The organism is Nocardia sp. alder85J (genome assembly GCF_020176955.2).
Classification (GTDB): Bacteria; Actinomycetota; Actinomycetes; order Mycobacteriales; family Mycobacteriaceae; genus Nocardia.
Map to the genome: position 1 here is coordinate 162,341 of NZ_JAIUCZ020000010.1, position 25,782 is coordinate 188,122.

The 25,782-nt window shown below is 69.5% G+C and carries 25 protein-coding genes and 1 riboswitch; of the genes, 15 read left to right on the top strand and 10 right to left on the bottom strand.

Annotation, left to right across the window (positions count from 1 at the left end; all coding sequences use genetic code 11):
* Window positions 1-103: 103 nt before the first annotated feature.
* The gene (locus LBW94_RS33135; RefSeq protein WP_225059552.1) at window positions 104-1,075 is read right to left on the bottom strand and encodes an SDR family NAD(P)-dependent oxidoreductase; all 972 of its coding nucleotides are present in this window, start codon (window positions 1,073-1,075) and stop codon (window positions 104-106) included.
* Window positions 1,076-1,256: 181 nt separating this feature from the next.
* On the opposite strand from LBW94_RS33135, the gene LBW94_RS33140 reads away from it, so the two are divergent.
* Window positions 1,257-4,544 carry an error-prone DNA polymerase gene (locus tag LBW94_RS33140; RefSeq protein WP_225059551.1) on the top strand — a complete coding sequence of 1,096 codons (3,288 nt, stop codon included), beginning with the start codon at window positions 1,257-1,259 and terminating at the stop codon, window positions 4,542-4,544.
* Window positions 4,545-4,562: 18 nt separating this feature from the next.
* On the opposite strand, the gene LBW94_RS33145 is transcribed toward LBW94_RS33140, so the two are convergent.
* Window positions 4,563-5,537, bottom strand: coding sequence for a hypothetical protein (locus LBW94_RS33145; protein WP_225059550.1), 975 nt, complete (start codon window positions 5,535-5,537; stop codon window positions 4,563-4,565).
* Between the two features lie 245 nt (window positions 5,538-5,782).
* On the opposite strand from LBW94_RS33145, the gene LBW94_RS33150 reads away from it, so the two are divergent.
* The 3 genes from LBW94_RS33150 to LBW94_RS33160 all read left to right on the top strand — a co-directional run bounded on the left by LBW94_RS33150 (window position 5,783) and on the right by LBW94_RS33160 (window position 9,116).
* A complete protein-coding gene (locus LBW94_RS33150) occupies window positions 5,783-6,142 on the top strand; it encodes a hypothetical protein (RefSeq protein ID WP_225059549.1) in 360 nt (119 codons plus the stop codon).
* Window positions 6,139-7,956, top strand: a complete 1,818-nt coding sequence (locus LBW94_RS33155; RefSeq protein ID WP_225059548.1) for a glycoside hydrolase family 19 protein — start codon at window positions 6,139-6,141, stop codon at window positions 7,954-7,956. Before LBW94_RS33150 ends, LBW94_RS33155 begins: the two co-directional genes overlap by 4 nt.
* A 65-nt stretch (window positions 7,957-8,021) precedes the next feature.
* The gene (locus tag LBW94_RS33160) at window positions 8,022-9,116 is read left to right on the top strand and encodes a hypothetical protein (protein WP_225059547.1); all 1,095 of its coding nucleotides are present in this window, start codon (window positions 8,022-8,024) and stop codon (window positions 9,114-9,116) included.
* Here LBW94_RS33160 and LBW94_RS33165 read toward each other — a convergent pair.
* Window positions 9,107-9,346, bottom strand: a complete 240-nt coding sequence (locus tag LBW94_RS33165) for a DUF167 domain-containing protein (RefSeq protein ID WP_225059546.1) — start codon at window positions 9,344-9,346, stop codon at window positions 9,107-9,109. The genes LBW94_RS33160 and LBW94_RS33165 overlap by 10 nt on opposite strands.
* A gap of 217 nt (window positions 9,347-9,563) precedes the next feature.
* Entirely contained in the window at window positions 9,564-10,028 is a 465-nt protein-coding gene (locus LBW94_RS33170) for a tRNA (cytidine(34)-2'-O)-methyltransferase (RefSeq protein WP_225059545.1), read from the bottom strand.
* A gap of 144 nt (window positions 10,029-10,172) precedes the next feature.
* On the opposite strand from LBW94_RS33170, the gene LBW94_RS33175 reads away from it, so the two are divergent.
* Entirely contained in the window at window positions 10,173-10,418 is a 246-nt protein-coding gene (locus tag LBW94_RS33175; RefSeq protein ID WP_225059586.1) for a DUF3017 domain-containing protein, read from the top strand.
* 1 nt (window position 10,419) lies between these two features.
* Here LBW94_RS33175 and metX read toward each other — a convergent pair whose 3' ends face one another.
* From metX to LBW94_RS33190, 3 genes are all read right to left on the bottom strand, one after another.
* Window positions 10,420-11,571 (bottom strand): homoserine O-acetyltransferase MetX, encoded by a 1,152-nt coding sequence (gene metX / locus LBW94_RS33180; RefSeq protein WP_416276998.1) that lies wholly within the window; start codon window positions 11,569-11,571, stop codon window positions 10,420-10,422.
* Window positions 11,568-11,708: a hypothetical protein gene (locus LBW94_RS33185; protein WP_225059544.1), complete on the bottom strand. Its 141-nt coding sequence runs from the start codon at window positions 11,706-11,708 to the stop codon at window positions 11,568-11,570. The genes metX and LBW94_RS33185 overlap by 4 nt, the downstream gene beginning before the upstream one ends.
* Before the next feature lie 13 nt (window positions 11,709-11,721).
* Window positions 11,722-11,836, bottom strand: a riboswitch (SAM riboswitch).
* Window positions 11,837-11,890: 54 nt separating this feature from the next.
* On the bottom strand, window positions 11,891-12,550 hold the full coding sequence (locus LBW94_RS33190; protein ID WP_225059543.1) for a TetR/AcrR family transcriptional regulator: 660 nt from the start codon (window positions 12,548-12,550) through the stop codon (window positions 11,891-11,893).
* A gap of 138 nt (window positions 12,551-12,688) precedes the next feature.
* On the opposite strand from LBW94_RS33190, the gene LBW94_RS33195 reads away from it, so the two are divergent.
* Window positions 12,689-14,185 carry an MFS transporter gene (locus LBW94_RS33195; RefSeq protein WP_225059542.1) on the top strand — a complete coding sequence of 499 codons (1,497 nt, stop codon included), beginning with the start codon at window positions 12,689-12,691 and terminating at the stop codon, window positions 14,183-14,185.
* 349 nt (window positions 14,186-14,534) lie between these two features.
* Window positions 14,535-15,752 (top strand): NADP-dependent isocitrate dehydrogenase, encoded by a 1,218-nt coding sequence (locus tag LBW94_RS33200; RefSeq protein ID WP_225059541.1) that lies wholly within the window; start codon window positions 14,535-14,537, stop codon window positions 15,750-15,752.
* A gap of 204 nt (window positions 15,753-15,956) precedes the next feature.
* On the opposite strand, the gene LBW94_RS33205 is transcribed toward LBW94_RS33200, so the two are convergent.
* A complete protein-coding gene (locus LBW94_RS33205) occupies window positions 15,957-16,526 on the bottom strand; it encodes a hypothetical protein (protein WP_225059540.1) in 570 nt (189 codons plus the stop codon).
* Window positions 16,527-16,589: 63 nt separating this feature from the next.
* A complete protein-coding gene (locus tag LBW94_RS33210) occupies window positions 16,590-17,432 on the bottom strand; it encodes an alpha/beta fold hydrolase (protein ID WP_225059539.1) in 843 nt (280 codons plus the stop codon).
* 91 nt (window positions 17,433-17,523) lie between these two features.
* Between LBW94_RS33210 and LBW94_RS33215 the strand changes: the two genes are divergently transcribed.
* The 8 genes from LBW94_RS33215 (at window position 17,524) to LBW94_RS33250 (ending at window position 24,176) form a co-directional block, all read left to right on the top strand.
* Entirely contained in the window at window positions 17,524-18,315 is a 792-nt protein-coding gene (locus LBW94_RS33215) for an exodeoxyribonuclease III (RefSeq protein ID WP_225059538.1), read from the top strand.
* The gene (locus LBW94_RS33220; protein ID WP_225059537.1) at window positions 18,312-18,776 is read left to right on the top strand and encodes a ribonuclease domain-containing protein; all 465 of its coding nucleotides are present in this window, start codon (window positions 18,312-18,314) and stop codon (window positions 18,774-18,776) included. Before LBW94_RS33215 ends, LBW94_RS33220 begins: the two co-directional genes overlap by 4 nt.
* A gap of 11 nt (window positions 18,777-18,787) precedes the next feature.
* A complete protein-coding gene (locus tag LBW94_RS33225) occupies window positions 18,788-19,291 on the top strand; it encodes a barstar family protein (protein ID WP_323137990.1) in 504 nt (167 codons plus the stop codon).
* A 68-nt stretch (window positions 19,292-19,359) separates the two neighbouring features.
* A complete protein-coding gene (locus tag LBW94_RS33230) occupies window positions 19,360-19,683 on the top strand; it encodes a CopG family transcriptional regulator (RefSeq protein ID WP_225059536.1) in 324 nt (107 codons plus the stop codon).
* Window positions 19,684-19,741: 58 nt separating this feature from the next.
* Window positions 19,742-20,767, top strand: coding sequence for a tryptophan--tRNA ligase (trpS, locus tag LBW94_RS33235; protein ID WP_225059535.1), 1,026 nt, complete (start codon window positions 19,742-19,744; stop codon window positions 20,765-20,767).
* A 39-nt stretch (window positions 20,768-20,806) separates the two neighbouring features.
* Complete coding sequence (gene yhjD / locus LBW94_RS33240) at window positions 20,807-21,826, top strand: inner membrane protein YhjD (protein ID WP_225059534.1); 1,020 nt, start codon at window positions 20,807-20,809, stop codon at window positions 21,824-21,826.
* Window positions 21,827-22,182: 356 nt separating this feature from the next.
* A complete protein-coding gene (locus LBW94_RS33245) occupies window positions 22,183-22,719 on the top strand; it encodes a hypothetical protein (protein ID WP_225059533.1) in 537 nt (178 codons plus the stop codon).
* Window positions 22,720-22,919: 200 nt separating this feature from the next.
* Entirely contained in the window at window positions 22,920-24,176 is a 1,257-nt protein-coding gene (locus LBW94_RS33250; RefSeq protein ID WP_225059532.1) for a GAF domain-containing protein, read from the top strand.
* Between the two features lie 234 nt (window positions 24,177-24,410).
* Here the strand turns inward: LBW94_RS33250 and LBW94_RS33255 are convergent, their stop codons facing one another.
* Complete coding sequence (locus tag LBW94_RS33255; RefSeq protein WP_225059531.1) at window positions 24,411-25,727, bottom strand: D-alanyl-D-alanine carboxypeptidase family protein; 1,317 nt, start codon at window positions 25,725-25,727, stop codon at window positions 24,411-24,413.
* Window positions 25,728-25,782 lie beyond the last annotated feature (55 nt).

A 25,782-nucleotide genomic window follows, 5' to 3' on the forward strand; every position in this document is an offset into this window, starting at 1 on the left:
TCGGTGTTGCGGCGGCTGTGAGGCCTTCGAGCGGCGCCGGCCGATATCGGCGGCCGTCGCGCTCCAGTGTGGGAGTGGCGGTGTGCGGGTTAACCGGGCAGCGCTACCAGTGGATGCCCGGGACCAGATTGACCGTGCGGCGCAACGCCGTCCGCGCCGCACGGCCCGCGACGGACGGGACGCGATGTGACTTGTGCTGCGCGACGAGGACTTCCGAGGCCGGTTCGGCGGGCGCCTCACCCTTGGCGGCGGGGGAGTCGGGCAGCGCGCGATAGTACTGGTGCATGATGCGGTCCTTCAGCCGCGGCGCGAACAGGCTGCCGTACTCGGCGAGAGTGCCGACCGGCACATCGATGCGCTTGGGCCGGTCGGTGAGGGCGCGCACGACGGTGTCCGCGGCCCACTCCGGAGATTGCGAGGGCCCCTGCCTGCCGCTGGGCGCGATCATCGGGGTGCGGACCAGCGGCATGTGGATGGTGGTGAAGGTGACATTGTCGGCGAGCATCTCGGCCGCGGTCACCTCGGCGAACTTGTCGAGGGCGGCCTTGCTGGCCAGATAGGCCGCGAACCGCGGGGTCGCCACCTGCACCCCGGCGCTGGAGATGTTGACGATGTGACCGAATTTCCGCTCCCGCATCTGCGGTAGCAGCGCCAGCGTCATCCGCAGCGCGCCGAAGTAGTTGACCGCCATGGTGCGCTCGAAGTCGTGCAGCCGGTCGGTGGACCGGTGCACGGCCCGGCGGATGGACCGACCGGCGTTGTTGACCAGCATGTCGACGTGAGCGTGCTCGTCGAGGATGGTCTTGACGGTGTGCTCGACCGATTCGGCGTCGGTGACGTCGCAGGTGTAGCCGAAGGCGGTGCCGCCCGCGGCGGTGATCTCGTCGACCACGGCGGCCAGTTCGTCGCCGCGGCGGGCCAGCAGGATCACCACGGCGCCCTTGGCGGCGACTGCGAAGGCGGCGGCCCGGCCGATGCCGGAGGACGCGCCGGTGATGAGGACGTGCTTACCGGTGAGATCCCGGCGGGCGCGGCGTCGCGGCGCACGGCCTCGCGCGGCGGCGGTGTCGGACATCGTTGCTCCCTTGACCCGAACGGTCCGGCCTTGTCCCGAACGTGTTCACCCTCAACTTACTCTGAAGTAAGTTCTGCTGCCAGCGTGCTTCGTCACAGTCGGGCATGCCGAAGTATGGCAAATCGGTCATCGAATGTATGTTCGACTAATAAGGGTACCGATCGGTTTGCCGGAGGTGTGTATGGGCTGGGGAAACGGTCCGCCGACCTGGTCGGAGATGGAACGGGTGCTGTCCGGCCGCCCCGGCCGTGACCTGCCGCCCGGCGACGGTGGCGACGGCCCGGCGTGGTCCCGGTCCCGCGACGCCTACCGGGCGGGCGCGCGGCCGTCGCTCGACGAGCCGGTGGTGCGGTACGCCGAACTGCACGCCCACTCCGCCTACAGCTTCCTCGACGGCGCCTGCCGGCCGGAGGAACTGGTGGAGGAGGCGGTCCGGCTCGGCCTGGAGGCGCTCGCCCTCACCGATCACAACGGGTTCTACGGCGTGGTGCGCTTCGCCGAGGCGGCGGCCGAGTGGGGGCTGCCGACGGTGTTCGGCGCCGAGCTGTCGCTCGGGGCGGGGCTGCCGCAGTCCGAACCCCGCACCGGCGCACCCGATCCCGCCGGCCCGCACCTGCTGGTCCTGGCCCGCGGCGAGGAGGGGTACCGCCGGTTGTCCCGGGAGATGTCGGCCGCGCACATGGTGGCGGGGGAGAAGGGGGTGCTGCGCTACGACCTGGATCGGCTCACCGCGGCCGCCGGCGGGCACTGGCAGATCCTCACCGGCTGCCGCAAAGGCCATGTGCGCGAAGCGCTTCGGCACGGCGACGCGGCCGCCGAGACGGCCCTGCGGGAGCTGACGGACCGATTCGGCCGCGACCGGGTGACCGTGGAGCTCACCCGGCACGGCATCCCCGCCGACGACGAGCGCAACGCGCGGCTGATCGCCCTCGCCGAGCGGGCCGGGCTGCCGGTGGTCGCCACCACCGGCGCGCATTTCGCCGGACCCGCGCAGCGCCGGCGGGCGATGGCCCTGGCCGCGGTCCGGGCCCGGCGCGGCCTCGACGACATGGACGGCTGGCTCGCACCCGCCGGTGGCGCGCATCTGCGCTCGGGAGCGGAGATGGCGCGGCTGTTCGCGGCCTGCCCGCAGGCGGTGGGCAATGCCGCCGATCTGGCCCGCGAATGCGCCTTCGACCTGCGGCTGATCGCGCCGCAACTGCCGCCGTTCGAGGTGCCGACCGGGCACGACGAGATCTCGTGGTTGCGGCAGCTCACCTTCACCGGCGCGGTCCGCCGCTACGGCCCGCCACAGGAGAATCCGAAGGCGTACCGGCAGCTCGAACACGAACTGCGGGTGATCGCCGAACTCCGCTTCCCCGGCTACTTCCTGGTGGTGCACGACATCGTGGACTTCTGCCGGGAACACGGCATCCTGTGCCAGGGCCGGGGGTCGGCGGCCAATTCCGCGGTCTGCTACGCGATCGGCATCACCAATGTCGACCCGGTGGCCAACGAGCTGCTGTTCGAACGGTTCCTGTCGCCGGAGCGGGACGGGCCGCCGGACATCGATCTGGACATCGAATCCGATCGCCGCGAGGAGGCGATCCAGCACGTTTACGAGAAGTACGGCCGCGAGTACGCCGCGCAGGTGGCGAACGTGATCACCTATCGCGGCAAGTCGGCGGTGCGCGATGCTGCTCGGGCCCTGGGCTTCTCACCCGGTCAGCAGGACGCCTGGAGCAAGCAGGTCAGCCGCTGGACCGGGGTGGCCGCCGAGGAACACACCGACATTCCCGCCGAGGTGCTGCGACTGGCCGGTGAGATCGAGGGCCTGCCCCGGCATCTGGGCATCCACTCCGGCGGCATGGTGATCTGCGATCGGCCCATCGCCGACGTCTGCCCGGTCGAGTGGGCCCGCATGCCCGGCCGCAGCGTCTTGCAGTGGGACAAGGACGATTGCGCCGCAGTGGGTCTGGTGAAGTTCGACCTGCTCGGGCTGGGCATGCTGTCGGCCCTGCACTACATGATCGATCTGGTGCGCGAGCACGTCGGCGAGGTCGTGGAGCTGCACACCCTGGACCTGAGCGAGGCGGCGGTCTACGAGATGCTGTCGCGGGCCGATTCGGTGGGCGTGTTCCAGGTGGAATCGCGGGCGCAGATGGCCACGCTGCCGCGGCTACGGCCGCGCAACTTCTACGACCTGGTCGTGGAGGTGGCGCTGATCCGTCCCGGTCCGATCCAGGGCGGGTCGGTGCACCCCTACATCCGGCGGCGGAACAAGTTGGAGGAGACGGTCTTCGACCATCCCGCGCTGGAGAATGCGCTGGGCCGCACGCTGGGGGTGCCGTTGTTCCAGGAGCAGCTCATGCAGATGGCCGTCGACGTCGCCGGATTCAGCGCCGCCGAGGCCGATCAGCTGCGCCGGGCGATGGGGTCCAAGCGCTCTCCCGAACGGATGAACCGGCTGCGCGGGCGCTTCTACACCGGGATGCGCGAATTGCACGGCATCACCGGCGAATTGGCCGACCGCATCTACGAGAAGGTGTACGCCTTCGCGAATTTCGGTTTCCCCGAGAGTCATTCGCAGAGCTTCGCCGCGCTGGTGTTCTATTCGGCCTGGTTCAAGCGGCATCATCCGGCGGCGTTCTGCGCCGGACTGCTCAACGCGCAGCCGATGGGCTTCTATTCACCGCAGTCACTGGTGGCCGACGCCCGCCGGCACGGAGTGACGGTGCACGGTCCCGACATCAACCACAGCCGCGCCGCGGCCACCCTGGAACAGAGCGGCGCCCAGGTGCGGCTGGGACTGGCGGCGGTGCGGCACATCGGCACGGAACTGGCCGAGAAGATCGTCGCGGCCCGGGCGGCCGGGCCCTACACGTCGTTCCCGGATCTCACCGGCCGGGTGGAATTGACCGTGCCGCAAGCGGAATCGCTGGCCACCGCGGGCGCACTGGGCAGCCTCGGAACGACCCGGCGGCAGGCGCTGTGGGCCGCGGGCGCCGCGGCGGGGGAACGCCCGGACCGGCTGCCCGGCACCGGCGCGGCCACCACGGCCCCCGCCCTGCCCGGCATGAGCGACCTGGAACTGGCCGCGGCGGACGTCTGGGCGACCGGGGTGTCGCCGGACAGCTATCCGACCGAATTCCTCCGGCCGCAACTGGATGCGCTGGGCGTACTGCCCGCGGATCGCCTGCTCGCGCAGCCCGACGGCACCCGGGTGCTGGTGGGCGGGGCAGTCACCCATCGGCAACGCCCGGCCACCGCCGCCGGGGTCACCTTCCTGAACCTGGAGGACGAGACCGGCATGGTGAACGTGGTGTGCTCGACCGGTCTGTGGGCGCGCTACCGGCGCCTGCTGCAAGGCGCGCCGGCCCTGCTGATCCGCGGCCGACTACAGAACGCGGAGGGCGCGGTCAGCGTCCTGGCCGACCACGTGCAGCGCCTGGACCTGCGAATCACCGCCAGATCCCGCGACTTTCGCTGATCCGCCGGCGGAGCCGGATCAGAAGCTGCTGTCGCTGCCGCCGCCGAAATCGCCACCGCCGCCGCCGAAATCGGTGTCACCACCGCCGCCGCCCCAATCCTGGGACTGGTCGTAGCCGCCGCCCCCTTGGTCGCCGGCCTGGTATCCCGCGTCGTAGCCACGGTCGTAGTCGCCGCGGTCCTCGTGTTCGCCCGACATCTTGCCGAGTTCGTAGCCGAGTAGCCCGCCACCGACCGCACCGGCCGCCGCGCCGAGCCCACCGGCCATGCCCGGGCTCATGCCCGGCCGTCCGTAGCCCGGACCGCCGCCGTAGCCGGGCCCGTACCCGGCGTCGTACTGGCCGGGGCCGTAGCCGGACGGGCCGTAACCGGCCGGTGGCCCGCCACGGTTGAACGTGCCGCCACCACCGCCCCCGCCGCCGCTCCGGCGGCGGATCAGCGCGACCACACCCGCCACGATCAGCACGACGACCAGGATCGGGCACAGCAGGCCCCACAGGCTGAACCCGGAATGCTGAGTGCCGCGATGTTGTGCCTGCGGTGCGTGCGACGGTGCCGGGGCCTTGGCCGGAGCGCCTTGTCCGGCCGCCGTACCCAGCGAGTTCAGGGCCGCGACCGTCGCGCCGGTGTAGTCACCGCTGCCGAACGCGCTGCTGAACGCCTTCCCCGCCGCGCTGGTGTCGCGGATGTGCGAATTGGTGCCGGTGCGGATCGCGAGGTGATGCGATTTGGTGTTGATGGCGATCACCACATCGGTGGCACCGCTGATGTGGGACTGCGCCTCCTGGTCGAACGCGGAGTTGTTGTCGGCGTCCTTCTCGGTGGTGAAGACCTGGACCGGATCCGGCAGCGTGTTGCCCGCCTCGGTCACCCGGGTGACGTCCAGCACCTTCGAGTCGTCGTGGATGCTCACCGGACCGGCCCATGCCTGCCCGGCGACCGTCAGCAGCACTGCGACCACCACTGCCAGCAGTGTCGCGAAACGCTTGACCATGCCTGCGCTCTCCCGTTGGTGGGGCTCGTCGCCCCGTCCTACGCGAGGGTACCGGGTCCACAGAAAGGACCTGTCGGTCGACATTTTCCCGCACCCGCTACCCGCTACTCGCACCCCACTTCTCGGCGCGTCACGGTGGTGTCGCCGGGACCGGGGTGCGGCTGTGCGAACGGTGGTGACAGGCATTCCCGGCCGCGGTTACCGTCGCGGGCATCGAACACCACTCCAGCACGTGAGGGGGTTGCATGTCCGGTTCGTGCATCTCGGGTTCCTGCGATGCCGGCGCCGCGATCGCCGCTGCCGCTGCCGCTGCCGACGTCGAGGCGATACGCCGATTCGGCGGCGTGGCCCGGCGCGCTTTCCGTGAGATGGACGGCGCGGCGGAGGCGGCGCGGGAGGTGCGGGCGCTGGTCGCCGATCTGGTCCCGCACAGTCCTCTGGCCGCGGCCTGGTGTGAATCCGCCGAGGCCGCCGCCGATCTCGTCCGTCGCAGCGCGGCGTGGTTCGCCCGGCTGGCCGACCACACCGACGTCGCCGTCGAGGGATACGCGGCGGCGGACCACCGCCAGGCCACCGCCCTGTTCCGACTGGAGGTACGGATATGACCCCGCCCCGGATGCCCCCACCCCGTTCGGTGGTCGAGGCATGGCGCGCCCTCGAGGCCGCCCTCGGTCTCCGGGGGCTGTTCGATCGTTTCCTGTGTGACGCCGAAAGTCTGTCCGGCGCGGTGCGTACCGAATGTCACCGGCTCGACGGCGAGGGCTGGCAGGGCACGGCCTACGACACCGTCCTGGACCACGTCGAGGCGGCGCATCGCCGCAACCGATTGCTGTGGGACCGGGTCGCGACACTGCGCGACACCGGCGCCACGGCACTGACCGACCTGCACTACACCGCCCTGGCCGCTCTCGATTACGCCGCCGATGCCGAGGCCGCCGGCTGTACGGTCGCCGACGACTGGACGGTCACCGCCGAGCAACCCGCCGTCGCCGGCGAGTGGTCGGAACTGCTCGCCGAAGCGGTCACCGCCGTGACCAGGTCCGCCGACCGCGGCCGCACCGCCGTCCTGACCGTGAGTGACGAAATCAATTGTCTGGCAGCGATGTTCGGTCTGGTCGACGCGACATCGGTAGGTCCTGTCGCTGCCGCGGCGATGGTGTCGGACTCGGGTGGGACCGCTGTGGTCTCGGAAGCCGCCGAGATGTCCGAGGTTTCGGATACCGGCGGAGATCCGGACGACACCGATGCGACCGACGCCGAGTGGGACTCCACTGCCCCGGAGTCCGACGCCGGTGACTCCGGCGGCAGCACCGAGCAGTCCGAAGTGACCGGCGAGGCGGAGATTTCCGGCAGTTCGGAGACGATCGATGATGCAGAGGAGATCGATGACATGGGGTATACCGACGACAACGGACCGGCCGATGACCCGGTGCCGCACACCGATCGGGAATCGACCGGAAGCGCGTCGGCCGACCGTGCCGAGGTGCCCGGCCGCCTGACGATGGACGACGTCCACCGTTCACCGGGGAGCGAAGGCACGCTCGGTGGTCTGTCGGCCGATGGGCCGGACGGGTTCCGCGGCAGCGATGTCCGGTCGGCGGGGATCGGTGACGATCTCGAAGGCGATGCGGCGCGGTCCCGGTATCGCCCGGACGGCCGCGTCGGCATGGACTACTTCGAACCGGCCGATCTCGACGAGATCGATTCCGGGCAGGTCGATCTCGAGGCGTTCGATCGCGCCTCCGCCGCCGCCGGACCTGCGGATGCGGAGGTTGCCGAAACGGAGGCCATCGACGCGGAGCCCGCCGCGATCGGTTCCACCGCGGCGACATCCGCCATCGCGTCCCACGCACAAGGTGGCCCGATCGGCTCGGCTGGTGGCATCACCCTGGCGCAACTCGTCGCCATCATGCCGCAGCTGTCGCCGGACCGGGCCGCGGAGTATCTGCCCGCGCTGAACGCCGCCATGCTGGAGGGCGGCATCACCACACCCCTACGGCAGGCAGCCTTTCTGGCTCAGCTGGCGCACGAGAGCGGCCAGTTGCAGTACTTCGAGGAACTCGGCGGCGCCGAGTATTTCGGACAGTACGATCCGGGACAGCCGAATGCCGCCCCCGGCAACACCGAACCCGGCGACGGTCCGTTGTTCCACGGCCGCGGCCCGATCCAGCTGACGGGTCGCGGCAACTACCGTGACGCCGGTCTGGCCCTCGGGCTCGATCTGGAGGGCGATCCGGAAGCGGCGGCCCGCCCCGATATCGGATTTCGTGTCGCCCAATGGTATTGGCGCTCGCGCGCGATCAACGCGCTCGCCGACCTCGGGGATTTCGCCGCCGTCACCGCGGCGGTCAACGGCGGCTACAACGGCCTGGCCGAACGGGAGAGCTTCTACCGGCGAGCGCTGGAGGTGCTCGGATGACTCGCCACTCGGCGCCGCGTGGCCCATTTGTGGTGTGCGAGCGCCGAATTCCCCGAAGCAGCTGTGTGCTCGTGCTTTCGGTGCTCGCATGGGCGTTGCTGACCAGCGGATGCGCCGGTCGGATGCCGATCGCCACTCGACCCGTGGTCGCCCTGCGCGGCAGCGTCGCCGCCGAACCGGCGGAACATCCGTTCGTCTTCCGCTCCACCACGGAGGTGGTGCTCGCGACCGAGGACCGGGTGATCGCCAGGCATCCGGGGCACTACACCGACGTCGGCTTCACCCGCGACAATTCGCACGTCTACGCGCTCGACGCCACCGGCACGGTGCGGGCGGTGGAGACCCGAGGCGGTGCGATGCTGCCGGGCGCCCTCGACTGCCGTTGCGATCGGGTGTTCCCGCTGCACGGCACGACCGTCGGCTGGTGGCGCCCGCCCGCCGAATTCGTGCAGGCCGACCTCCACAGCCCGAATTCTGCTGTGCGCGTGACGGTATCGCTACCACCGGCCCCGGACCCGATCGCACCGGGCAATCTCGTGACCGGCCCGCGCCTGCTCGCCGCCGACGATCGGACCCTGATCCTCGCCGAATTCGAGGCCCCACCCGGAGCGAACTGGGCCCTGAACCATCTGTTCCTGGCCGATGCCGACACCGGCGCGGTGCGTCCCCTGGGCCGGATCGACGGGATCAACACCGCCGTCGAGCACGCCGTTCTGCACCCGAACGGCCGGGAGCTGGCGGTGCCCGGCTATCGGCGCGACGGAAAGACCTGTGGTACTGCGCAATTGCTGTGGATGGAACTGCCTTCCGGCCTATCGGAGCAGTGGGACCTGCCCCCGGGCCCCGGCTGCTCGGCCCTGCTCGACACCCGCTGGGACGCCGGTGAACTGAACGTCAGCGAATCGCGATGGCAGCCCGGCACTCCCGAACGACTCACCGCGAGTGAGGTCTGGTTCCGGCACGGCACCGAATGGCAGCGGCACGGCGGCAGTGACGTGCTCCGCCGACTCGCCCTGCCACCATCGGCGACCGTGCAACTGCGGTATTCCGGTCCGGATCGCGTCCCCACCGACCGCGCCGGCGAACTGGTCCTGACCGCCGGCGACGAAGCCCGGGTGCTGGCGCACAACGTGCTCGACATCCGCGTGCCCTACCCCTGAGCGACCTCACCATCTATCTCGAACCGCTTGAACCGCGAGGTCGCACCACCGGTCAACCGCACCGCGCTCTTGGACACCCCGAAATGCCGGGCCAGTGCCTCGGCCGCCGCCGCGTTGGCTTTGCCCTCGACAGCCGGAGCGCGCACGTACACCTGGAGCGTGCCGTCCTCCAGCACCTGTACCAACGGCCCCTTACTGCTGTTCGGTTTGACCACCACCCGAATCACCATCGCCGCTCCCTCCTCACCACCTGCACGCACCTGCCGATGCGACGATGCCGATCGCCAGTGTCGTGCACGACAGCACTGGGTTCGGCCGACGGTGCCGGTCGCAGGTGTCGTGTGTACGACAGGGCTCGGTGCGGCTGACACGGTGGCGCCGATCGCCGGTGCCGTGTGGACGACGGCACCTCGTCGCGCCGCTGTCGGCGTTGCCCGGCCGTTCGCGCTACACACCACCGGGGAACCCGAGTTGCCGCCACGCCTCGTATGCCGCGACCGCCGCCGCATTGGACAGGTTCATCGAGCGCCGTCCGGGCAGCATCGGGATGCGCACCTGGTCGGTGACGCGGTCGCCGGCGATCACCTCGTCGGGCAGTCCGGTCGGCTCCGGCCCGAACAGCAACGCGTCTCCCTCGAGATACGCCACGTCGGTGTAGCGCCGGGTGGCGCGGGCGGTGAAGGCGAACACCCGCTCCGGTGCGATCGCCGCCCAGGCGGCCGCCAGATCCGGATGTACGGTCACCGACGCCAGATCGTGGTAGTCCAGCCCGGCCCGCCGCAGCTTGGGTTCGGACAGATCGAACCCGAGCGGCTCGATCAGATGCAGCGTGCACCCGGTGCCGGCGGCCAGCCGGATCGCGTTACCCGTGTTCGGCGGGATACGAGGTTCGAAGAACACCAGATGAAGCACGCGGGTAAGTATCCCCGTCGGCCTCGCGGCGGCACAGCGGACCGCCGCTATCCCGGCCGGGATGCGAGAATCGGAGCCGTGACCGAGACCTCCACCCTGCCGCGTTCCGGCGCCGTCGGCCGGTTCTTCCGCCACCATCTGCCGATGTCGCTGGTGGTGGCGGTGCTGGTGGTGGCGGTGGTGTTCGTCGCCCAGGATCGGTGGCGGCGTGGCGCCTTCGTCATCGGCGGGGCGATCCTGCTGGCGGCGGTGCTGCGGCTGTGCGTGCCGACCGCGCGGGTGGGCCTGCTGGCGGTGCGCAGCAGGCCCTTCGACGTCGGGACCTACGCCGTGCTCGGCGGGGCCATCGTCACGCTGGCGGCGACGATCAGCAGCCTGGGCGTCGACTGAATCAGCGGTCGCGGGCGGCCCGGGCCAGGCCCATTGTCTGGACCAGCAGCTTTCCGACCGCGGTGGTCTCGGTCAGGAAGCCGTCGTGCCCGTCACGGGAATGCACGACCTCCAGGCCCCGGCAACCGGGCAGCAGATCGGCCAGTTCCCGCTGGGTACGCAGCGGATACAGCCGGTCGGAGTCGACGCCGCCCACCACACACGGCACCGGCGTGGCCGCCAGCGCGGCCTCGACGCCGCCGCGGCCGCGGCCCACATCGTGCCGGTTCATCGCCTCGGTGAGCAGGACGTAGGTCGCGGGGTCGAACCGGGAGACCAGTTTGTCGGCCTGGTGGTCCAGGTAACTCTGCACCGCGTAACGGCCCCCGGCCCGTGGATCCTCGCCCTCCTGGGCCTGGTTCTCGAAGCGATGATCGAGCTCGAATTCGGTGCGGTAGGTGAGGTGCGCGATCCGGCGGGCCAGGCCCATGCCGGTCCGCGGCGCCCGGCCGGTGCCGTGATAGTCGCCGCCCTGCCAATCCGGGTCGGCGGTGATGGCGGCGATCTGGGTGGTCTGGGTGCCGATCTGGTCGGCGGTCGCGCGCGCACCGACGGCCAGCACCAGCGCGGCCCCGACCCGCTGCGGATATCCGACCATCCACTCCAGCACTCGCATGCCGCCCATGGATCCGCCGACCACCGCGGCGATCCGGTCGATGCCCAGCAGGTCGGCCAGGGCCACCTCGGCGGTCACCTGGTCACGGATCGAGATCTCGGGAAACCGTGTGCCCCAAGGCTTTCCGTCCGGGGCGAGCGAAGCGGGCCCGGTGCTGCCCTTACAACCGCCGAGCACATTGGTGGCGACGACACACCATTCGTCGGTGTCCAGCGGTGCCCCCGGGCCGACGATCCCGTCCCACCAGCCCGGCAGCGGATGCACCGCGTCCGGTACGCCCGCCACGTGCGAATCGCCGGTGAGTGCGTGCTCGACGAGCACCACATTGTCCAGATTCGGCGCCAGTTCGCCCCAGCGCTGTACCGCCAGGACCGCGTCGGGGACGACCGCTCCGTTCTCCAGCCGCACATCACCGACGGCGATGGTGCCCAGCGTGCCGTCGGGCGGGGGTAGCAGTGCCGCGGCGTGAGAGGTCCGTGCGTCGATGTCCACGGTCACCGTGCCGCCACCGTGCCGGACCCGGGATACGTCGCAGCGAACGAGAAGTCGTGCACCCCTTCGATGGTAGCGAGCGGATGGCGCATGCCCGCCGCATCCGCCGCACAGCCGATACCGGGCACGATGGGGTTGCTCATGGTGGTACTCCTGACGTCGCGCTTGCTCCCGGACCTTCTCGGAAGCCCGGTCATCACCCGGAGCACCCCACCGCAACTAGGAGGGTTGCCGACCAGCGAGCCGGGGCTTGGCGCTGGTACTCATGACCTGTGTTGGATGGTATCGGATCGCAATCCGATGCTGTCAAAGGGTTGCGCCGGGGTTACTCGGCGGCGGCCATCGGGAAGGCGCACACCCGCTTGAACTCGTCGTAGGCGGTCTGGACGGCCTCGATCATGAGTTCCGGCGCGGCCGCCGGGCTGCACTCGGTCAGTGCGGTCTGGCACTCCATGCCCGCGCGCATGACGGCGTGCCAGGTACCGGCGATCAGGCGCACGGTCAGCGACTCGGAATCGAGCCCGAGGCGTTCGGCCAGCGCCGCGTTCAGTTCGGCGGTCTTGGTGTCGATGAAGTCCATGCTGCGCGAGCGCACGGCCGCGCTGCCCCGCATGATCCGCTGCATCTGCTGGAACCAGGCGAACGGCAGCGTCTCGTCGTCACCGCTGCGCTCGGCCACGGCCAGGTGGGCATTGTGCAGGGCGAGCAGTTCGTTGCCGGTGATCGGCTGCTTGCGCAATTCGGTGGCGACCCGCCGGCCCCAGTCCTCGGTGGGCGCCAGGACGATGTCCTCTTTGAGTTCGAAGTACCGGTTCACCGTGCGTGGCGAGACGTCGGCGGCGTCGGCGATCTGTTCGACGGTGGTCGCGTCGAAGCCCTGACTGTCGCAGAGCTGTAGTGCGACCTCGATGATTCGCCGCCGGGTCTGTTCCTTCTTGCGCTCACGCAGACCGGCCCGGGGCTGACAGGGATGGGAGCCGAGCATCCTCGCATTCTAACTCCGTGTTACGAGATCATGACCAGAGATGTCAAATGTCGCACTCAGACATTTTTCTCTTGACGCCATTTGGCTGCTGATGACACGATAGCTCCACCTTGCTTCCTACTCAGGAGTTCTTCTCCCATGACCGATCTCGGGATCGCAGAAAACGAATCCCCGACCGCCGCCGCCGAGCGCGGTCGCTCGACTCGGTGGTGGGCCCTGGGCGTGCTCGCCCTGGCTCAACTGATGGTGGTGCTGGACGCCACCATCGTCACGATCTCGCTGCCGTTCGCCCAGCGCGATCTGCATATCAGCGACGGTGACAAGCAGTGGATGCTCACCGCGTACACACTCATCTTCGGCGGTCTGCTGCTGCTCGGTGGCCGGCTCGCCGACTATCTGGGCCGCCGCCGGATGTTCCTGATCGGCCTGGTCGGCTTCGCCGCCGCCTCGGCCCTGGCCGGGCTCGCCCAGAACGCCGCCGAACTGTTCGCCGGTCGCGCGCTGCAGGGCGCCTTCGCGGCGGTGCTCGCCCCGGCGGCGCTGTCGCTGGTGTCGGTGACCTTCACCGAACCGCGCGAACGCGCGCGGGCCTTCGGTGCCTTCGCGGGCGTGTCGGCCGGTGGTGCGGCCATCGGCCTGATCGTCGGCGGCGCGCTCACCGAATACGCCGACTGGCGTTGGTGCCTGCTGGTCAACACGCCGGTGGCGCTGCTGGCCCTGGCCGGGGCATTCGCCTTCGTTATCCGGGACATCCCCCTGCCGCGCACCGGCGGGTACGACGTGCCGGGCGCGGTGACCGTGACCCTCGGCCTGATCTCCATCGTGTACGGATTCAGCCGGGCCGCCGAGGACGGCTGGCTGGCCGGCTCCACGCTCGCGCTGCTGATCGTCGGTGTCGCGCTGCTGGCGGCGTTCGTCGCGATCGAACGCCGCTCGGCCAATCCGTTGCTGCCGCTGCATATCCCCGGCGAGATCAACCGCGGCGGGTCCTACCTGGTGGCGCTGCTGGTGCCGATCGCGATGTTCGCGATGTTCATCAACCTGAGCTACTACCTGCAGGTCACCCTCGGGTACAGCTCGCTGAAGGCCGGTGTGGCGTTCCTGCCGTTCCCGATCGGCGTCATCATCTCCGCCGGGGTCGCCAGCACGCTGCTGCCCCGCATCGGCCCGCGTCCGCTGATGATCGGCGGCGGCATCCTGGGCATCGCGGGGCTGGTCTACCTGGCCCAGTTGGACTACGGTGCCGGCTTCGCCGCCAGCGTGCTGCCCGCCATCTCGCTGATCGCGCTCGGCATGGGTGCGCTGTTCGTCTCGATGCAGACCACCGCGCTGCACCAGGTCGAGGCCGAGGACTCCGGCGTGGCCAGCGCGCTGCTCAACGCCGCCCAGCAGGTCGGCGGCGCGATCGGCACCGCCCTGCTGACCAGCATCTCGGTGCAGGTCGCCGAGCGCTACGCGAAACACAACGCGACCATCGACCACGTCACCGCCCGCGCGGCCATCCACAGCTACGACGTGGCCTTCTACATCGGGGCCGGATTCTTCCTGGCGGCCATCGTGATCGTCGGACTGATGATCCGCGACAAGCCGCAGAACCTGATCGAGGGTGCGGAGCACGCGGCGATCGGTGTCTGATTCCTCACATTCCGGTGGTGCCGGGCGTCCGTTCCGCGGCGTCCGGCACCTTCGCGTCATGGCCGGTGGGCCTACCCCGGGGTAACCGGCCACCTACCCGTGTTATGCATACTTGGTATGGCGTCATGCGTGACCTGCGCCACCGCGCTGGGGCAATGGGTGATCGCTACAAGGGCCGCCCCCTGGATGTGAGACACAGCGCACCAGTACGCTTGTCTTGTTTAGGCACCACAAGTCTCGTGGACAGCGCGGGACATATACGTTGTCGTTGACCAGCTGGGGTCCGCTCACAAGCGTGTTCGCCTGGCCTGTGCAATGGGAGCACCTTCCTAGGAGGACACGAAGATCCATGTCCAAGATCAAGGTTGAAGGCACCGTCGTCGAACTCGACGGCGACGAGATGACCCGGATCATCTGGCAGTTCATCAAGGACAAGCTGATCCACCCGTACCTCGATGTGAACCTCGAGTACTACGACCTCGGCATCGAGTACCGGGACAAGACCGACGACCAGGTCACCGTGGACGCGGCCAACGCGATCAAGGAGCACGGCGTCGGCGTCAAGTGCGCCACCATCACCCCGGACGAGGCCCGGGTCGAGGAATTCGGCCTGAAGAAGATGTACCGTTCGCCGAACGGCACCATCCGCAACATTCTCGGCGGCACCATCTTCCGTGCGCCGATCATCATCTCCAACGTTCCGCGACTGGTTCCGGGCTGGACCAAGCCGATCATCATCGGCCGTCACGCCTTCGGCGACCAGTACCGCGCCACCGACTTCAAGGTGCACCAGGCGGGCACGGTCACCCTCACCTTCACCCCGGAGGACGGCAGCGAGCCGATCGTCCACGAGGTCGTGAAGATCCCCGAGGACGGCGGCGTCGTCATGGGTATGTACAACTTCAAGAAGTCCATCGAGGACTTCGCGCGGGCGTCGTTCAACTACGGCCTGCAGCAGAACTACCCGGTGTACCTCTCGACGAAGAACACCATCCTGAAGGCCTACGACGGCATGTTCAAGGACACCTTCCAGGAAGTGTTCGACGCGGAGTTCAAGCCGCAGTTCGACGCGGCCGGCCTCACCTACGAGCACCGGCTCATCGACGACATGGTCGCCTCCTCGCTGAAGTGGGAGGGTGGCTACGTCTGGGCGTGCAAGAACTACGACGGCGATGTGCAGTCCGACACGGTCGCGCAGGGCTTCGGTTCGCTCGGCCTGATGACCTCGGTGCTGCTCACCCCGGACGGCCGGACCTGCGAGGCCGAGGCCGCGCACGGCACCGTGACCCGCCACTTCCGTCAGCACCAGCAGGGCAAGCCCACCTCCACCAACCCGATCGCCTCGATCTTCGCGTGGACCCGGGGCCTGGCCCACCGCGGCAAGCTGGACAACACCCCCGAGGTCATCGGCTTCTCCCAGACCCTGGAGGATGTGGTCATCAAGACCGTCGAGGACGGCCAGATGACCAAGGACCTGGCGCTGCTGGTCGGCGGTGATCAGGGCTACCTCACCACCGAGGAATTCCTCGGTGTGCTCGACGCCAACCTGGCACGCGAGCTGCGCTGAGGCGCACCCACCCGCCACACACCGCCCGATGCGACCTGCCGGTGTGCGGCGAGCCGACGTGAACCCTGTCGGCGCGCGCTGACTTGATGCGAACCATCGGCGCGCGCCGCGCTGAGGGCCTACCCCGGACGAGACCGGTCGGCCCGCGATCCCGGGCACCCGCCCCCACCGATCCGGTGGCAGCGGGTGCCCGAACTGTTTCCGTCACCCCATCGGCAGCCGGGTGGTCAGGATCTGCACGAGCTCGGCCAGCCGATCGTCTATGCCCCCGAGCCGACCGTTGAACTCCTCGAGTTGGCTGTCGACACGTTCGAGTCGGCCTTCGACACGTTCGAGTCGGCCCTCGACATGTTCGAGCCGGCTTTCGACATGTTCGAGTCGGCCCTCGAGATTTTCGAGTCGGTCCTCGACATGTTCGAGCCGGCCCTCGAGATTTTCGAGCCGACTGTCTGTGCTCGCCAATCGTTTGTCGATTGCGTCGAATCGCGCGTCCATGCCGTCCAGCCGACGGCCGTGCTGGCGCAGGGTTGCGGTCAGGATGCCGAATTGCTGACCGTTGACCTTCTGGTAGCGGCGCACATTCATGTCCAGGCCGCGGATGGCGGCGTGGGCTCGATGCACCGAGGCGTTGGTGTCGGCGAGCAGCTGGTACATGTCGTCGACGTCGTTGCGCAGTTGAGCTGCGCGTTCTTTGTGGTGTGTAGGACTCCCCATGGGCACCAAGATAGTCGGCCGCGGACCGGCGATCGTTCGGTTCTTCCGGCGGATGTGCAAGTCTGTGGACAACTTTCCGGCTGTGGAATTTCGTTGCCGCCCTTGCCCACCGCCCGCCGGAGGTCACACTGCGCGCAGGTGGCCCCGGCTGGCGTAGATGTGCTCCGCGATGAGGGTCGCGATGCGGTCCGGCGCCTCCAGCATCGGCACGTGACCCACGTCGTGCACCAGGATGCGGTCGGCGGATTCCGGTAGTTCGCGCAGGAACAGTTCCGCGTAGCTGCGATTCGGGATCACCCGGTCGTATTCGCAGAGCAGCAGGCGCACCGGGGTTTCCAGGTCGCCGAGATCCGTGACACCGGGCGCGCGCAGGCCGCCGAGCAGCATCGGCACCATCGCCGGGCAGTGCAGTGCGGCGGCGATCGCCGCCTCGACCGCGGACCGCGGTACCGCACCGGTGCGGTGACTCAGCGCCAGCGTGGCGAAACGCCGTGCGGGCGAGCCGAATCGGAGACCGGGCCCGAGCAGCTTGCCGAATTCCACGATCGGCAACAGCGACAGGAACTTCAGGCCCACCCGTAGTTGTCGCAGCGACGGCGTGTGCCAGCCGCCGGCCGGCGCGATCGCCGTGAGCGTGCGCGCGCGGCCCCGCCGGGCCAGCTCGAATCCGACCCAGCCGCCCAGCGAATTACCCGCGACATGGCAGGTGCGCCAGCCCAATTCGTCGAGTTGCCGTTCGACCAGATCGGCCAGCATGCCCACGTCCAGGGTGCGGCCGCCGGGGTCGGGCCCGCCCCAGTGCCCGGCGAACGCGGGTGCGAACACCTCGCAGTTTCCGGACATGCGCAGCGCCACCTGTTCCCAGCAGTGTGGCGAGAGCATGAACCCGTGCAGGAGCAACAGGGGATCGCCGGATCCGGTGTGCATGGCGGCGACCGGGGCGGGGGCGGTGGTGCGCGACGTCATTGTCGTGAACCCCTTCCTGATGCGCGCCGTTCACCAGCGCGACGTCGATGTCCACAGGAAAAGTGTCCGACCTGCATTGTACGGTCGTCTGGTGCCTCCCATCATCATCTCGACGATCAACGTGAACGGCGTACGCGCGGCGACCGCCAAGACGGGCAAGGGAATGCTGGAGTGGCTCGCGGCCACCGAGGCGGATGTCATCTGCCTGCAGGAAACCCGGGCGACCGACGAGCAGACCCGCGCGGCGCTGGCGCCCGCGCTGGCCGAGGGCTGGCAACTGGCACATGCCGAACCGGGCGCGAAGGGCCGCGCCGGTGTCGCGATCCTGTCCCGGCGCACCCCGCGCGCGGTGCGAATCGGGTTCGGCAGCACCGAGTTCGACGGCCTGGGCCGCTACGTCGAGGCCGAATTCGACGATGTCACCGTCGCCAGCGTGTACGTGCACACCGGCGAGGCCGACACCCCCATGCAGGAGGAGAAGTACCGCTTCCTGGGCGAATTGGGGGCGCACCTGAAGGCGCAGCGCGGCGACTTCGTGATCAGCGGCGACTGGAATGTCGCGCACACCGAACTCGACATCAAGAATTGGCGGGGCAACGTGAAGAACGCGGGCTTCCTGCCCGGCGAACGCGCCTGGGTGGACGACATCCTGGCCGCCGGCTACGTGGATGTGGTGCGGAAATTGCATCCGGAGGTGCCCGGCCCGTACAGCTGGTGGTCCTATCGCGGCCGCGCCTTCGATACCGACGCGGGCTGGCGCATCGATTACCAGTTGGTCCGCGGATCGCTGGCCGAGCGGGCGAAACAGGCCGTGGTGGAGCGCGCGGCCGATTACGCGCTGCGCTGGTCGGATCATGCCCCGGTGACGGTGCAGTACCGATGAAATTCTCCGGCAAGGGTTTTCGTGGGGTAGCCGCATTCGCAGGGCTGCTGATCGTGGTGCTCGCGGGGCTGCTGATTGCCCACGGCGAGCACCACACCGCCGATACGAGCGCGCGGCCGATACCGGCGATCACCGCCGGCACCATGTCGTTGTCGCCCGTCACCGCGCAGCACATCGCCACTGTGCCCGACCGGGCCGTGCAGACGCTGCGGGAGATCGATGCGGGCCGCTGGCCCGATTCCGCGAACGCGCCCGGCACCAAGGGCGGCGATCACTGGATGAACCGGCAGGGGCAACTCCCGCAACAGGATTCGGCGGGTCACCCGATCACCTATCAGGAATGGGATGTGAACCCGAAGAAACCGGGCCAGGGCCGCGATGCGGAACGCATCATCACCGGCAGCGACGGTTCGGCGTACTACACCGGCGACCATTACAAGACGTTCACGAGGATGCGGTGAGGGGAGATGCCGTGGCGGGCGCATCGATGACGTTGGCGCGATTCCTGGCCGCTCCGTCCGCACGGATCGCGACCGCCGCGGCCGTGCCGTACGACACCACCGCCACCCCGGCGCTGGGCGCGCTGGCGGTGGACGCGGGCCGGTTCAGCGGTGTGCGGTACCGGGTCCCGGACGGATATCTCGCCCGGGAACTGCGGGGCGCCCGGATGCGCACGCTCGCGGGCGTTTTCGACGAGTTCGCGGCCGCCTTCCAATTCCCCTACTACTTCGGCGAGAACAAGGACGCCTTCGACGAATGTCTGCGTGATCTGGACGAATTCGTGGGTGCCGCCGCCGGATATGTGGCACTGATCCGGGATTCGGCGGAACTGCTCGCCGACGAGCCGGGGGAACTGTCCTGGTTCGCCGCCGCCACGTCCGATGCCGCGGCTTATTGGTCCGCCAAGCACGCCGTGTATCGCGCGGTGCTGCAAGGTACTCCACCCTGCGGCGATGTCGTGACCCTGACGGCCTGACTGTGAGATACATCAATCCGCGGCTGATCCAGGTATGACCGGAGCGGGGCGCGGGGAGGATGGGGGCCGTGAGGTTGACGGTGACTCTCGATCACGACGTACTGGTACTGCTCGAGAACGCCGCCCGCGCCCGGGGCCGATCGAAGAAGCACATCGTCAACGAGGCGCTGCGGCAGTTGCTGACCGGGGCGCCCGGTGAGCCGGCGGCCCGCGCGGGTGATCTGCCGCCCGGCGTGGTCGCCCTGACCCCCCGGCCCGCCGACCCGCCCGCGCCGGGGCCCGTCCGGCGCGCCGACCACTCCGATCGGGACGCTCTCAACGCGGCGCTGGCCCACTACTTCGGCCTGCCCGCGCTGCCGCCGCGGCTGTATCTGGTCGAGAGCGAGGGTTGATCCGGCCGCTGCCTTTGCCCCGGAAAAATCCGTTGCCGGGACATGGGAAGATCGGGGCATGTCCAGTCCTGCACCCACCGGCGAGCGCAAGCAGCGGGTCCTGTCCGGGATCCAGCCGACCAGTGATTCCTTCCACCTCGGCAACTACCTCGGCGCGTTGCAGTACTGGGTGACGTTGCAGGACGACTTCGACGCCCTCTACTTCATCCCCGACATGCACGCCATCACGGTCCCGCACGACCCGAAGGCCTTGCGCGCCCGCACCAAGGTGGCCGCCGCGCAGTTGCTGGCCCTGGGCATCGACCCGAAGCGCTCGACGCTGTTCGTGCAGAGCCAGGTGCCGCAGCACGCCGAACTGACCTGGGTGCTCAGCTGCCTCACCGGCTTCGGCGAGGCCAGCCGGATGACGCAGTTCAAGGACAAGTCGGCCAAGCAGGGCGCCGACAACGCCACCGTCGGCCTGTTCACCTACCCGGTCCTGATGGCGGCCGACATCCTGCTCTACCGCCCGCATCTGGTGCCGGTCGGCGAGGATCAGCGCCAGCACCTGGAACTGACCAGGAATCTGGCGCAGCGGTTCAACACCCGCTTCAAGAAGACCTTCGTGGTCCCCGAGGCGCACATCGTCTCCGGCACCGCCAAGATCTACGACCTGCAGGATCCCACCTCGAAGATGAGCAAATCGGCGGCCAGCGACGCCGGGCTGCTCAACCTGCTCGACGATGTGGCGCTGTCCACGAAGAAGATTCGCTCGGCGGTGACCGACACCGAGCGCGAGATCCGCTACGACCCGGAGACCAAGCCGGGGGTCAGCAACCTGCTGGTCATCCTGTCCTCGCTGACCGACACCCCGATCGTGACGCTGGAACAGGACTACGCCGGCAAGGGGTACGGTGACCTCAAGAGCGACGTGGCCGATGCCCTGGTGGAATTCGTGACGCCGTTTCAGGCGAAGGTACGAGGGTATCTGGCAGATCAGGGCGAGCTCGATCGCATCCTCGCCACCGGCGCGGAGCGCGCGCGGGAGATCGCCGGCAACACCCTCGCGCAGGTGTACGACCGAGTGGGTTTCCTGGCTCGGTGACGACCGCTCCGTGGGGCCGAAGGTTTCCGGGAGGTCGAGTTGTTGAGCAGAGTCCGGGCACGGCTCACCGCCCTGGTGCGGGCGCGGCCGTGGCTCGCCCACATCGTCCGGGCCGGCGGCCGGTATCAGCGGCAGCGTGCCAACTACTACGCCGCCGGGCTCACCTATTTCACGGTGCTGGCGCTGTTCCCGATGCTGATGGTCGGGTTCGCGGTGGCCGGGTTCGTGCTCTCGCACAATCCGCACCTGCTCTCCGAGTTGGAGAACCGGATCGTGCAGAGCATGCCGGGTTCGCTCGGCGACCAGGTCAACGAACTGATCGACGAGGCGGTGCGGTCCCGTACCAGCGTGGGTGTGCTGGGTCTGCTGGGCGCCGGCTACGCGGGGCTCGGCTGGATGGCCAATCTCCGGGCCGCGCTCGGTGAGCTGTGGGAACAGCCTGCGCCGGACGGGAATTGGTTCGGCAGCAAGATTTCCGATCTGCTGGCCCTGCTGGGGCTGGCGGCGGCGATGCTGTTGTCGACGGGGTTGTCGGCGCTGTCGAGCAGCAACCTGGGCCTGGATCTGCTGAAGCTGGTACACCTCGAGCGCGCGCCGGGGGTGAATGTGCTGCTCACCATCACCGCGCTGGTCCTGGCGGTGGTCGCGACGTGGGCCGTGTTCGCCTGGGTGATCGCCCGGCTGCCGCGGCAGCCGGTGCGGCTGGTCGACGCGGCGCAGGCGGCCCTGATCGCGGCGGTCGCCTTCGAGATCTGGAAGCAGGTGGCCTCGTTCTATCTGAAGCGGGTGCTGACCAGCCCGGCCGGTGTCGCGTTCGGCCCGATCATCGGCCTGATGGTGTTCGCCAACATCACCAGCCGGATCATTCTGTTCACCACCGCGTGGGCGGCGACCGCGGCGGACACCCGGGAGACCGTCGAGCCGCAGCAGCCGCCACCCCCCGCGGTGATCTCGCCGCGGGCCCGCGCGGGCCTCACCCCATCGACCGGTGTCGTGCTGTTCGGCGCGGGTGCGGTGATCGGTCTGCTGGCGCGGTCTTCGCGGCGATCGGCGAAGTGATCGGCCGAATTGTAAAAGCTTGGCGCACTGTCACATAAAGGACATTAAGTGCATTGCGAACCATAGATCGGGGCTGTAGCGTTCCCGACTCGTGGGGCGACGGCGAGTGTTGCCGTACCCGTGTCGAATCAGCGAGGGGATCGATGACAGTTCCATCCGGCTATCCGCCGTCGGGGTCCGGCGGGCCGCAGTGGCAACAGGTTCCACAGTCGCCGCCACCGGCGCCGGTGGGGTACGCGCCACCATCGCAGCCGGGTTATCCACAGGCTCCGCCGCCCGGTTATCCGCCGCCGGGGTATCCGCCGGCGCCGCCGCCGCGCCCGCCTCGCAAAACGGGCGCCTGGATCGTGCGTGTGGTGGCGATTCTGGTGCTGATCGGGCTCGGATTCGCCTGGAACGTCTGGCGCGACCACGGGCACAGCGGTAACAAGTCGTACGACACGATGAACACCACGAAGGTCGGCGACTGTGTCGCGCTCAGCGGCAGTTCCTTCGACGTGAAGGTCCAGAAGATCTCCTGCGGCGATCCGGCGACCGTGTACAAGGTCGGCTCGGTTTCCGCGGATTCCGGCGCCTGCCCGGGGCCGGACTACGAGTCGGTGACCACCACCGGCGGTCACCGCAACAGCAAGATCTGCCTGGAACTCAATGTGCAGCAAGGTGATTGCGTCGACATGGACAAGCTGTCGGCCTCGTCCAAGAAGATCGACTGTGCCACCGCGGCGCGGGCCGGGTCGGGGATCGGGACGACTACCTACATCAAGATCGGCCGCATCATCGACGGCAGCACCACCCGGACCGATTGCGGTGCGGACTTCGGGGAGAACGACACGATCGTCTACCCGCAGCCGAACCCGCGGGTGCTGTGCCTGGTGAGCCCGGACGAGGGCTGACCGAATAGCGACATCGGACGGCCGCCGCACCCCGGTTCCGGTGCGGCGGCGGCGGTCCGAATCGCCTGCGCCCCCGGCATTTCCGGCGATCGGGACATATGGTCGTCGCTACTGCGCCGAGCCGATGATCGGGCGCTGCACCCGCGGTGGATGCTCTACGATGGCGAAACGAAAAAGCTGTGCGGGTTCACGGGGCGGCGATGGACGAGGCAGAGCAGAAGCGGGTCGCGGGCGTTCGCGACGACTGGCATGCCGAGGCACGTGCCGGTCGAGTTCGTGCCGATGTGCGGGCATCCTGGGAACGGGCCCGTGGCTACGGGCTGCGACCGGATCGGCAGCTGCCCCGCATCACGCTCGACGAGGACGCGGTGGCACGACGGCGGGCCGAGGGCCCGCTCGCGGCCGTCTGGCCGGTGCTGCAACAGGCGCTGGGCAGCGCCGCGACCGAGCCCGGCCATCTGCTGACCGTCGCGGACGCCGCCGGTCAGCTGCTGTGGGTGCGCGGCGAACCCGAGGTCGTCCGCCTTGCCGAGCGGGTGCACCTGGTCGCCGGGGCGAGCTGGAACGAGGCGGGCGCGGGCACCAACGGTGTGGGCACCGCCCTGGCCCTGGGCCGTCCGTTCCAGGTGAACGGGGCCGAGCACTATCTCTCGGCGGCGACCGAGTTCACCTGCGCGGCCGCGCCGATTCGCGATCCGGCCACCGGTGTGGTGCTCGGGGCCGTCGACGTCACCTGCGGCCATCGCGACACCCGTTCGCTGGCACTGCATCTGGTGACCACGGCCGCCCGGCTGGCCGAGGCCCGGCTGGCCGAACTGACCTGGCGGCGCGACGCGGAGGTCCGTAATCGGTACCTGGAACGGGTGCTGCGGCGCTCCGGCGACCGCGCGGCGCTGTTGTCCCACGATGGGCGGGTCCTGCACGCGGAGCCCGCGGGCTGGCTGCCCGCCACCTGGCCGCAGCCCGAGGAAGGGGTGCGGGAGCTGCCGGACGGTCGCCGGGTCGTCCTCGAAAGTCTCTCGGCCACCGGCCCGTTCGTCGTCTACGCGACACGCGGCAGCGAACCGGTCGCCGCGGTGTCGGCGCTGGGCCGGAAGTTCGCGACCATCGACATCGACGGCGTCACCCACCGATTGGGCCTGCGGCACAGCGAGATCGTGGTGCTGCTGCTGGCGCACCCGGACGGCCTCAGTGCCGTCGAACTCGCCCACGAGATCTACGGCCCCACCGGAAATCCGCGCACGGTCCGCGCGGAACTCGCCCGGCTGCGCGGCCTGCTCGGCTTCCGCTTGTCGGCCAACCCGTACCGGCTGACCGACACCGTCGCCGACTTCCTCGGCCCGACCGGCGAACCCGGCACCGGCGAACTCCTGCCCGGCGCCCCGGCCCCCGGCCTGATCGAGGTGCGCGAGCGCCTGCGGCGACGCCGGACCGGGCCCGGCCCGGCACCTGGATAGCCCGCACCTGCGGCCGCAGCGGGGCCGGATCCCGGTGTGCGGCCCGGCCGGCCGGGCCGCCGCATCACCGGGGCAGGAGACCGAGCCCGGCTCCGAGCCGGGTGAGCGACTCGGAGCCGGGAGGGTTTCGACGCCGGGCGCGGCAACCAGGCGCCCGGCGCTTCTTCACTTCATCACCGGCGTGCCCGGTACGCGAGGGTTGCGATCGCCGCGATCCGATTGCCGCCTGCCTGGTCAGCGTCGGCGGCGGCCCCGGCCGGAGACCCACCATGCCGCGACCACCAGCGCCAGCGCCACCACGATGCCGCCGGCCAGGATGTAGGTCGGCAGATCGTCGTGGGCGGGTTTCTCCTCATCACCGGCCTCGTCGGCGTCGTGCGGCGGCGGTACCGCCAGCGACACGCCGGGATTGCCCGGCTGGGAGCGGCTGTTGTCGGGCAGCGAGCCGACGTAGGCGGCCGGCGGGAAGGCGAAGGCCCAGTCCAGCAGGCGCGCGGCCTGTTCGGGTGGCCGGATGGGCAGCACGTCGGCCTTCAGCAGGGTGATGACCAGCCGGTGGCCGTTGCGCTCGGCGGCGTTGACGAAGGTCTGCCGGGCGTCGTCGGTGAAGCCGGTCTTACCGCCCAGATCGCCGTCGAAATCGTAGAGCAGGCGGTTGTCGTTGGCGATGACGAAGCCGGGGTGGTCCTTGTCGCCGGGGATCTTGGGGTCGGCCGGATAGCCGGGGAAATCGGCCTGTTCGGTGTGGATCAGCTCGGCGAAGGTCGGGATGGTCATCGCCTCGCGGAAGATCGTGGCCAGGTCGTACGGCGAGGTGCTCATGCCGGGCCCGTCCAGCCCGGCCGGGGTGGCGGGCCGGGTGTCCATCGCGTGCAGCCGCTCGGCCTCGGCCCGCATCTTGGCGACGGTGGCCTCCTCACCGCCGAGCTGGGTCGCGATGGCGTGCGCCGCGTCGTTGCCGGAGCACATGATCAGCGCCTGCATCAGTTGCTTGTTGGTGTAGCGGCCGCCGGGGCCGATGCCGACGCGGGTGCCCTCCACGTTGGCATCCTCCTGGGTGCCGATCACCACCTTGGTCAGGTCCAGGGTGCGCAGCGCGACGATGGCCAGCAGCGTCTTGATCGTGGAGGCGGGCCGGTAGCGGCCGTGCGGATCCTTCGCGGCGAGGACGCGGCCGCTGTTCAGGTCGGCGATCACCCAGCCGGTGGCGGAGATGTCGGCCGGCACCGGCGGCACGCCGGGCGGCAGTACCACGCCGCACTGACCCATCTTGGGTCCACCGATCGGCGGCGACGGTACGGGCAGCGGCGTCGGGGTGGGATCGCCGGGAGCGGGCACCTCGGAGGTGTCCATCGGCGGGGGCGGCGACACCTTGTTCGGGCAGTCGTCGGTGTTCGGCGTGGTGAACGGCGTCGTGGGCGCCGGTTGCGCACCGGCGACGGCGGTATCGAGGCCGGTCAGTGCCGTGCCGCAGAGAATGCCGGCGACCAGTGCCGCGGCGCCGAGCGAGCGTAGTCGGCGGGGGCGACGCCGAGGGGTGCGGATGCTCATCGCCTTGCAGCTTAAATCTCGGGTCGCCACGCCGCTGTCCGGGATCGGGTTGACA

What these genes read in the sequence shown, in the direction of transcription:
- LBW94_RS33135 (WP_225059552.1), bottom strand. Translation starts at nt 1,075, where the DNA reads ATGTCCGACACCGCCGCCGCGCGAGGCCGTGCGCCGCGACGCCGCGCC.
- LBW94_RS33140 (WP_225059551.1), top strand. Translation starts at nt 1,257, where the DNA reads ATGGGCTGGGGAAACGGTCCGCCGACCTGGTCGGAGATGGAACGGGTG.
- LBW94_RS33145 (WP_225059550.1), bottom strand. Translation starts at nt 5,537, where the DNA reads ATGGTCAAGCGTTTCGCGACACTGCTGGCAGTGGTGGTCGCAGTGCTG.
- LBW94_RS33150 (WP_225059549.1), top strand. Translation starts at nt 5,783, where the DNA reads ATGTCCGGTTCGTGCATCTCGGGTTCCTGCGATGCCGGCGCCGCGATC.
- LBW94_RS33155 (WP_225059548.1), top strand. Translation starts at nt 6,139, where the DNA reads ATGACCCCGCCCCGGATGCCCCCACCCCGTTCGGTGGTCGAGGCATGG.
- LBW94_RS33165 (WP_225059546.1), bottom strand. Translation starts at nt 9,346, where the DNA reads ATGGTGATTCGGGTGGTGGTCAAACCGAACAGCAGTAAGGGGCCGTTG.
- LBW94_RS33175 (WP_225059586.1), top strand. Translation starts at nt 10,173, where the DNA reads ATGTCGCTGGTGGTGGCGGTGCTGGTGGTGGCGGTGGTGTTCGTCGCC.
- LBW94_RS33185 (WP_225059544.1), bottom strand. Translation starts at nt 11,708, where the DNA reads ATGAGCAACCCCATCGTGCCCGGTATCGGCTGTGCGGCGGATGCGGCG.
- LBW94_RS33190 (WP_225059543.1), bottom strand. Translation starts at nt 12,550, where the DNA reads ATGCTCGGCTCCCATCCCTGTCAGCCCCGGGCCGGTCTGCGTGAGCGC.
- LBW94_RS33195 (WP_225059542.1), top strand. Translation starts at nt 12,689, where the DNA reads ATGACCGATCTCGGGATCGCAGAAAACGAATCCCCGACCGCCGCCGCC.
- LBW94_RS33200 (WP_225059541.1), top strand. Translation starts at nt 14,535, where the DNA reads ATGTCCAAGATCAAGGTTGAAGGCACCGTCGTCGAACTCGACGGCGAC.
- LBW94_RS33210 (WP_225059539.1), bottom strand. Translation starts at nt 17,432, where the DNA reads ATGACGTCGCGCACCACCGCCCCCGCCCCGGTCGCCGCCATGCACACC.
- LBW94_RS33220 (WP_225059537.1), top strand. Translation starts at nt 18,312, where the DNA reads ATGAAATTCTCCGGCAAGGGTTTTCGTGGGGTAGCCGCATTCGCAGGG.
- trpS (WP_225059535.1), top strand. Translation starts at nt 19,742, where the DNA reads ATGTCCAGTCCTGCACCCACCGGCGAGCGCAAGCAGCGGGTCCTGTCC.
- LBW94_RS33250 (WP_225059532.1), top strand. Translation starts at nt 22,920, where the DNA reads ATGGACGAGGCAGAGCAGAAGCGGGTCGCGGGCGTTCGCGACGACTGG.
- LBW94_RS33255 (WP_225059531.1), bottom strand. Translation starts at nt 25,727, where the DNA reads ATGAGCATCCGCACCCCTCGGCGTCGCCCCCGCCGACTACGCTCGCTC.